At 58.1% G+C, this 6,219-nt stretch carries 7 protein-coding genes and 1 pseudogene; 2 read left to right on the top strand and 6 right to left on the bottom strand.

The window, feature by feature from the left end; all coding sequences use genetic code 11:
- Window positions 1-93: 93 nt before the first annotated feature.
- Window positions 94-711: a hypothetical protein gene (locus GSQ80_RS06075; protein WP_158786752.1), complete on the bottom strand. Its 618-nt coding sequence runs from the start codon at window positions 709-711 to the stop codon at window positions 94-96.
- A gap of 115 nt (window positions 712-826) precedes the next feature.
- Here GSQ80_RS06075 and GSQ80_RS06070 point away from each other — a divergent pair, with 115 nt between their 5' ends.
- Window positions 827-1,525: a potassium channel family protein gene (locus tag GSQ80_RS06070; protein WP_158786751.1), complete on the top strand. Its 699-nt coding sequence runs from the start codon at window positions 827-829 to the stop codon at window positions 1,523-1,525.
- Between the two features lie 28 nt (window positions 1,526-1,553).
- On the opposite strand, the gene GSQ80_RS06065 is transcribed toward GSQ80_RS06070, so the two are convergent.
- Window positions 1,554-2,411: an HAD family phosphatase gene (locus tag GSQ80_RS06065; protein WP_254059467.1), complete on the bottom strand. Its 858-nt coding sequence runs from the start codon at window positions 2,409-2,411 to the stop codon at window positions 1,554-1,556.
- 307 nt (window positions 2,412-2,718) lie between these two features.
- On the opposite strand from GSQ80_RS06065, the gene GSQ80_RS06060 reads away from it, so the two are divergent.
- On the top strand, window positions 2,719-3,603 hold the full coding sequence (locus GSQ80_RS06060; protein WP_158786749.1) for an aldo/keto reductase: 885 nt from the start codon (window positions 2,719-2,721) through the stop codon (window positions 3,601-3,603).
- A 159-nt stretch (window positions 3,604-3,762) separates the two neighbouring features.
- Here the strand turns inward: GSQ80_RS06060 and GSQ80_RS23255 are convergent, their stop codons facing one another.
- The 4 genes and pseudogenes from GSQ80_RS23255 to GSQ80_RS06045 form a co-directional block, all read right to left on the bottom strand.
- Window positions 3,763-4,185, bottom strand: a complete 423-nt coding sequence (locus GSQ80_RS23255) for a hypothetical protein (RefSeq protein ID WP_254059466.1) — start codon at window positions 4,183-4,185, stop codon at window positions 3,763-3,765.
- Between the two features lie 267 nt (window positions 4,186-4,452).
- Window positions 4,453-4,695 (bottom strand): annotated as a pseudogene (locus GSQ80_RS23830) (carboxypeptidase-like regulatory domain-containing protein); the annotation flags it as partial.
- A 60-nt stretch (window positions 4,696-4,755) separates the two neighbouring features.
- Window positions 4,756-5,463: a DUF899 family protein gene (locus GSQ80_RS06050; protein WP_158786747.1), complete on the bottom strand. Its 708-nt coding sequence runs from the start codon at window positions 5,461-5,463 to the stop codon at window positions 4,756-4,758.
- A gap of 84 nt (window positions 5,464-5,547) precedes the next feature.
- Entirely contained in the window at window positions 5,548-6,030 is a 483-nt protein-coding gene (locus GSQ80_RS06045; RefSeq protein ID WP_158786746.1) for a hypothetical protein, read from the bottom strand.
- Between the last annotated feature and the right edge of the window lie 189 nt (window positions 6,031-6,219).

Here is a 6,219-nt window from a genome sequence, read left to right as displayed (position 1 = left end):
ACGCCCCCAAACCCCCCCCCCGCCGCCTCTCCCCCGACTTCAAAACCACGAACGCCCACGAAGCCGCCGCAACCCTCCTCAACCTCTTCGGGTTCACCGCCTAAGCGCCCTACTCTTCCTCTCCCACCTCACCACCAGCACCACAATCAACACGCAAAGCAGAAACGCCCGCAGCGGATAAAGCATCGCGACATAATCGCGGCTGCCGGTCACATCCAGCACGACGCCGATCAGCGCAGCCACAGCATTAATCCCCCACGTCTCAACTGGCTCCGGCGATCTCCCCGGCTTCCACTGCCACATACTCTCAATCGTCGGCAGATACGCCACCGTCATCACCGCCTGGAATCCCACAAAGCCGATCCACGCTGTCTTCGTAATCATCCAAGCGACCATTGTTATGCCCGCAATCAGCAGGCACAACCGCTCATTCCTCGTGAACGAAATCTTCTCACCGCGCTGCTCAAAAAACAGCGCTGCAATAATGGCAGTGACCACAACGAAGTCCGTAAGGTTTAGCGCGGCCTTCACCAGGCTATGATCCTGCGACGCAAAATACGCAACCAAACTCATCACCACGCCGAGCTCAAAGATCAGCCACGTCGCAATCCGCGGATGCGCCTCCTTGCGGATCAGCTTCACGCAATACCGAGCGCCCACGCACACATCCAGAAGCACCACCACGCCCGCCGCCCAGAGAGTTGCCGTCACCTAATCGAACGCTTCCTTTCAGCGGGGTCCCGCTAAGCCATCATAGGTCACCCCGCCAGCCCCGAATCCATCAACGTTCCCATCCGCCAGGCGATAGGAGAAGATGTAGATAGCCATGAAGCGAACCCCACGTGCCGTGCTCGAATCCTATCGCTCCGAGTTGCTGCTGGCTGCCCTCATCGCAGCGATGATTTCCTCGCCGCTGATTGACCACCATCGACGCATAGGCGGCGTAGCGGCAATCATCCAACTGCTGCTATTGATCGTAGGCGTCCTTCACTTGGCAGACCTGAAAGTTGTCCGCAGGATTGTGCTCCCAGCGGGTATCCTTTGGCTCTTCGCACGCCTTCTCGAAGCTTTCGGCGACCCCCGTCACGGCTACACCCACCTCGCGCCTCTCGCCGGATTAGCCCTCTCCTGCGCGATCCTATGGGGTTTGTTCCGCCGCTTTGGCTCCATCGCAAAGGTAACCGGCAGCATCATTTCAGAAGCAATCATCTGCTATCTCGTCCTCGCGATCGCCTTCTCGCAGCTCTATTGGGTCCTCGATCACTTCATTCATAACGCGTTCAATCAGACAATCGCCCTCGGCCAGAGTGGCACATTCCTGTACTTCAGCATGATCACGCTCAGTGGCGTCGGCTATGGAGGCATCCTCCCGATCAACAGTTACGTTCGATTGGTAGCCGCATTCGAGAACATCACTGGCCTCTTCTATCTCGCGGTCGTAATCTCGCGTCTCGTCTCCTCGTATCGCCCCAGAACCTCTACCCCGGATCTCCCGCCGCCGCACGTCTCCGAGCCGCCAGAATAACTACACCTGGAGTACGCGCTCCGACTACCTATTCCACGGCGTCGAACGCGAACACCCGGTTCCAGTCGTTCTTCATATCCACCACAGTCCAACCCTTCGCCGCGGCCTCCGTCAACGCCACATCCAGCTTGCCGAAGGGTGATACATCATAGGCATACTCGCGGACCGCATCCGTGTGATGCACCAGCAACGCAAATCGAGATCCCTTCCCCGCAGTCGTCCACTGCAGCATCTGCAGATCGCCGTCAGAGTTGCCAAACGCAGCGATCGGCCGCCGTCCAATATGTCGGTTGATCCCCACCGGCTTCCCAACGGTATCGTCCATAAAATTAAGCGCTGGCAGCCGCGTCAGCACCGGAACGCCGTCCACAATCTCGAACTTGGTTTCGATGCAACTGCCAATCACCTGCTCCGGCGGAATCCCATAAACCTTTTCGGCGAAGACCCGGATAAATTCAACTCCTCCGCCCGAAACAATAAACGTCTTAAAGAGATTGGCGCGCAGGTACGCAAGCAGTTCCAACATCGGCTGGAAAATCACATCCGTATAGCAGCAAGCGAACTTGGGATGCTTGGCGCTTTTCATCCAATCCGCAGCAATCTTCGCAAACTCTTCTGTGTTCATGCCGGCGTGGGTAACCATCGCCACCTCCAGCAAACCCTTCACCCCTCCCGCAGCCACAGCCTTCATATCTCCCGCCAGCACCGCCGTATAGAGTGGGTTGTCCTTCCACTCAGGATGTTCCGGCGCCATCGCTTTCAGACGATCGAAGACAAATGCAACCTGGAAATAAAATGGCTGCTCGCTCCACAACGTCCCGTCGTTATCGAAGACCGCGATCCGCTCTTCGGGTTTTACGAAGGAGGGCCCGCCAGCCGTTGTCACTCCCCGAACAAACTCGAGGATGCTTTTCTTTGTCGAACCTTCGTTCCAAGAAGGAAGTGGATCGCTGCCTATCATCTGCATTTACCTGCAATTGGACTTTCCGGCTGGATCTTCAGCAGTGCTACCCTACCCGATCGCGACCCATCGAAGAACTGGCAAAACTAACAGCCGTATGCGCTTGCTACTCCAACGGTGGACCAATCCGTCCAAAGCCACAAAGAACACTCTGCCCTGCCACAAACCTCGCGAGCAGAGTGCTACCATTTTGGAAATGGCAGCCGCCTTCTGCCTGAAACGGAGATCTCCCATGAGCCCGTTTACCCGTCGCGAATTTTTGAAGACTTCGATCGCTGCCGGAACCATGGCCAGCGTCAGCAATCCCTCTCTCCATGCAGCGCCGCGTTCCGCCACAGATACCGTGACCCTAGGCAAGTGTGGCGTGAAAGTCAGCCGGCTCGCGTTTGGCACCGGCTCCGACAATGGCTACGTCCAAGCCGCCCTCGGCCAGCAGGAGTTCAACCGCCTCATTCACTACGCCTACGACCGCGGCATTCGATTCTTTGAGACCGCGGAGGCCTACGTCACTCCCGCCATGCTCGGCGAAGCCCTCAAACCCTTTCCGCGCGATACATATCAGCTCATGACCAAGGTCACCACGGATCCAGGGGCTGACCCGCGCAAACGCTTCGACCAGATGCGCCGCACCTCGCAGACGGAATACTTCGACATCATGCTGCTCCACTGGCAGCACACACCAGACTGGGTCAGCAATACGAAGCACTGGCAAGATGGAATCCTGGAGGCGCAGTCGAAGAAGATCATCGTCGCACGTGGAGCCTCAGTGCATGGCTTGCCGGCGTTGCGCCAGATGCCGGGCAACGACTGGCTCGAGGTTGCGATGGTCCGCATGAACCACAACGGAACCCGTATGGATGGCCCCACCGGCGCAGACAACAACAACCCCTCCGATGTGTCCGAGGTGGTCGATCACGTCAAGAAGGTACACAGCCAGGGCATGGGTGTAGTCAGCATGAAGCTGGTAGGAGCGGGAACGTTTACGCGTCGTGAGGACCGCCAGGCAGCCATGCGGTTCGCCTTTCGCAACGCCGGCGTAGACGCAGTAACGGTTGGCTTCAAGAACACGCAGGAGATCGACGAAGCGATCAGCAACCTTAATCTCGCCTTGGCTTAGCCCCGCCCGTAAATCCTTCCTCACTCGAATTGAGGGTTCCGAAACCCCCGTTTTTAAGAGCCTGCTTTGATCGCAAGAGCTACGTATCTCTGGACAGCCGGACAAGTGGCCCGACCACGCGGCACCTTACGTTGCAAAAATAGAGCGCGCATCAACGGTTTAAGAGGGGATGTGGATTTCTATACCCTCAAGGTCAGCATTAGTTACCCGGATGTTTGTGGCGGCAAACTTCCGAAGCACGCTCGTGCGCCCGTCTGGCTCCGGCGGCGCAAGCTCCCAGACCTCGACAGCGTAATCGCCTGACTGCACCTGATGTTCAAAGGTTCCGTCCTGCCCCACCTTGGGTCCGCTACCCCCGCCGATCCCATCAATTGTTCCCATTGTTCGCGAGAACATCACATTGATTCGATGATCCCCTGTTGGCAGTTCCCCTGTTACTTTGCCCCGAACCGTATACCAGATTGAACGCGGAATCTGTAGTTGCAAACCCGAGATCGTCTGGCCAAGTTCAACATCGAAGCCCGTCGCATCCGAGATATCCTGAGCGTCGGGATACAGAAAATCAAAGATGCGCTGTTGCATGGCAAGGTGACGCGGTTCGTTTGGTACAGCGTCTGCTGGCTTACGAAGAATGCCGGCGAAGCGCAGAAAGTATCGAGCTGGAGGGAGGGGCGGTGAGCAGAAGGTGCCGTCGTCGGAGACTTTGTGGTCACCGGAGTCGCTGATGTACCCTGACTCGCCCCTTCTTTCCCCGGCTCGAACCAAGGTGAACCAGCAACGCTCAGGCGGCTGTTGCTTATCGTCGAGAATCCTCCCGGACAACACGCCCCCAGGCCTGAGGGCAATGTGCAGCGACGGCAAGATTTGACCCTGAGCAAGAGTCAGGCGTTCGTACCGAGGAACAAAGTTCTTATCTTGAAAGGCTAAGGAGTATTCCCCCTCAGGCAGGTCCGAGAACGAGAAACAGCCATGCTCGTCAAGCGAGGTGCAGGTCTCGCCAGAAACCCCAATCCGATAAAGCCTTACATCAGGCGAAGTAAGAGGCTCGCCCGTTGTTTCGTCGACTACGCAGCCATTAACGGATTGATTCATCGCTCCTCCGATGACCGCGAACCACCCACCTTTTCGGCAAGTTGACCGCGCACCCAGCCCCTACCCGCGCTTGTACTCCAGCTTCGGATACCAATCCGTCCCGCGCCCTTCCGGCGCCATATCCAGCATCAGCCACAACGGATCCATGTCCGGAGCACCGCGCGGATCCTGCCCCGGATCCGCCATCGCCCCGCTCAACTCCCCGCTGTAGAAGTGAAACACCTTCCCATCCCGCCGCGTGAACACACTGAACCCCGGCACGTCCGCGTCTTCCGCATTCACATACGTCCGCGTGTACTCGCCCGACCCATCCGAGGCGAACACAAGATTCCCCAGCCCACGTTGTTTCTTGAACTCCACCAGCCGCTCAATCGGCGAGCGCGCCGTCACCGCCATCGCCACCCGCTCCCGCAGATTCACCGCCGTCCCATTCCACGAAGTAAGGAACGAAGTGCACGATGGACACACTGCCTTCCGCTGCGGTCCAAACATCATGCTGTAAACCATCAGCGTGTCTTTATCGCCGAACAACTCCGAAAGCCGAACCGGCCCCGCCTCTGCCACGAACTCGAAGTCGCGCGGAACCTCACCACCCACCGGCAGCTCTCGCCGCTGCGCAGCCACCCGCTCCACATGCCGTCGCAATTCAATCTCTTCCGCCAGCAGCGCATTGCGTGCCGCCCGATAAGCCGCACTCTCGTTAGGAAAATGGGCCGTATTCGTAGCCGCCATCTGCGCGGCCGGCTTCAATATCTGGGAATCAGCCATAACTCCCTCCGCCAAATATCTTAGTGCAGTTCTCAGTTCCTGCCCTTCCTGACAGCTGACAACTAAGAACTGATAACTATCCCGTCACTGATCCGTTCGGTTGTACATCAACACCTGGTTGTACTGCTTCCCATCCTTGCCCGTGTACAACACCCGCACCAGCACTGTCCTCTTATCCTTCTCCAACGACATCTTCCCCACCCGCGTCGCCCCATCCGCGAACACCCAGTGCTCGTTCCCGTCCTTGTCGATCCCAAAGCTCATCCCCGAGCTTCCCGTCAGCGGCAGCATCCTGCCATTCTGTGGTCCGCTCCACGAGCTCTTCACCGTCTTCCCGGAATCATCCACCATCACGAAGTCCACGCTCAGCATCGCCGGCTTGTCCTCATTCACCGTGAACACGTCCGACTGCATCTTCGGCCCACCCCCAAAGTCCGACCGCAACTGGTCCAGCTCCCACGTACTCGGCACCGGCAGCTTGGTCTTAGCCGCCAACATCGCCGGGCAAACCATCGCCCCACACACCACCCCGACCGCCAGAACCCTCCACCCAGCTCTCATCTTCATAGCCCTCTCCTCGGACAGCCTGCCATCTCATTCCAAAAGCCCGAGTATCATAGCATCCCAAAATTGAGATGCCAGGCACAGCACCTCCTTCGCCACCTCTGCGTCCCGAAACCAGGCTAAGATGTCACCGCGTTACCCGAAACCGGGCTAAGTCGACACCAAATCCAACGAAAATCGCCCCCAAGCGCC

It is taken from the genome of Granulicella sp. L46, from assembly GCF_009765785.1.
In the GTDB taxonomy this organism is placed as follows: domain Bacteria; phylum Acidobacteriota; class Terriglobia; order Terriglobales; family Acidobacteriaceae; genus Granulicella.
This window is presented reverse-complemented; position numbering and strand designations above follow the sequence as displayed.

Excerpts from the sequence above, each read along its gene's own strand:
- GSQ80_RS06050 (WP_158786747.1), bottom strand. The coding sequence starts at position 5,463 with ATGGCTGATTCCCAGATATTGAAGCCGGCCGCGCAGATGGCGGCTACG.
- GSQ80_RS23255 (WP_254059466.1), bottom strand. The coding sequence starts at position 4,185 with ATGCAACAGCGCATCTTTGATTTTCTGTATCCCGACGCTCAGGATATC.
- GSQ80_RS06060 (WP_158786749.1), top strand. The coding sequence starts at position 2,719 with ATGAGCCCGTTTACCCGTCGCGAATTTTTGAAGACTTCGATCGCTGCC.
- GSQ80_RS06070 (WP_158786751.1), top strand. The coding sequence starts at position 827 with ATGAAGCGAACCCCACGTGCCGTGCTCGAATCCTATCGCTCCGAGTTG.
- GSQ80_RS06045 (WP_158786746.1), bottom strand. The coding sequence starts at position 6,030 with ATGAAGATGAGAGCTGGGTGGAGGGTTCTGGCGGTCGGGGTGGTGTGT.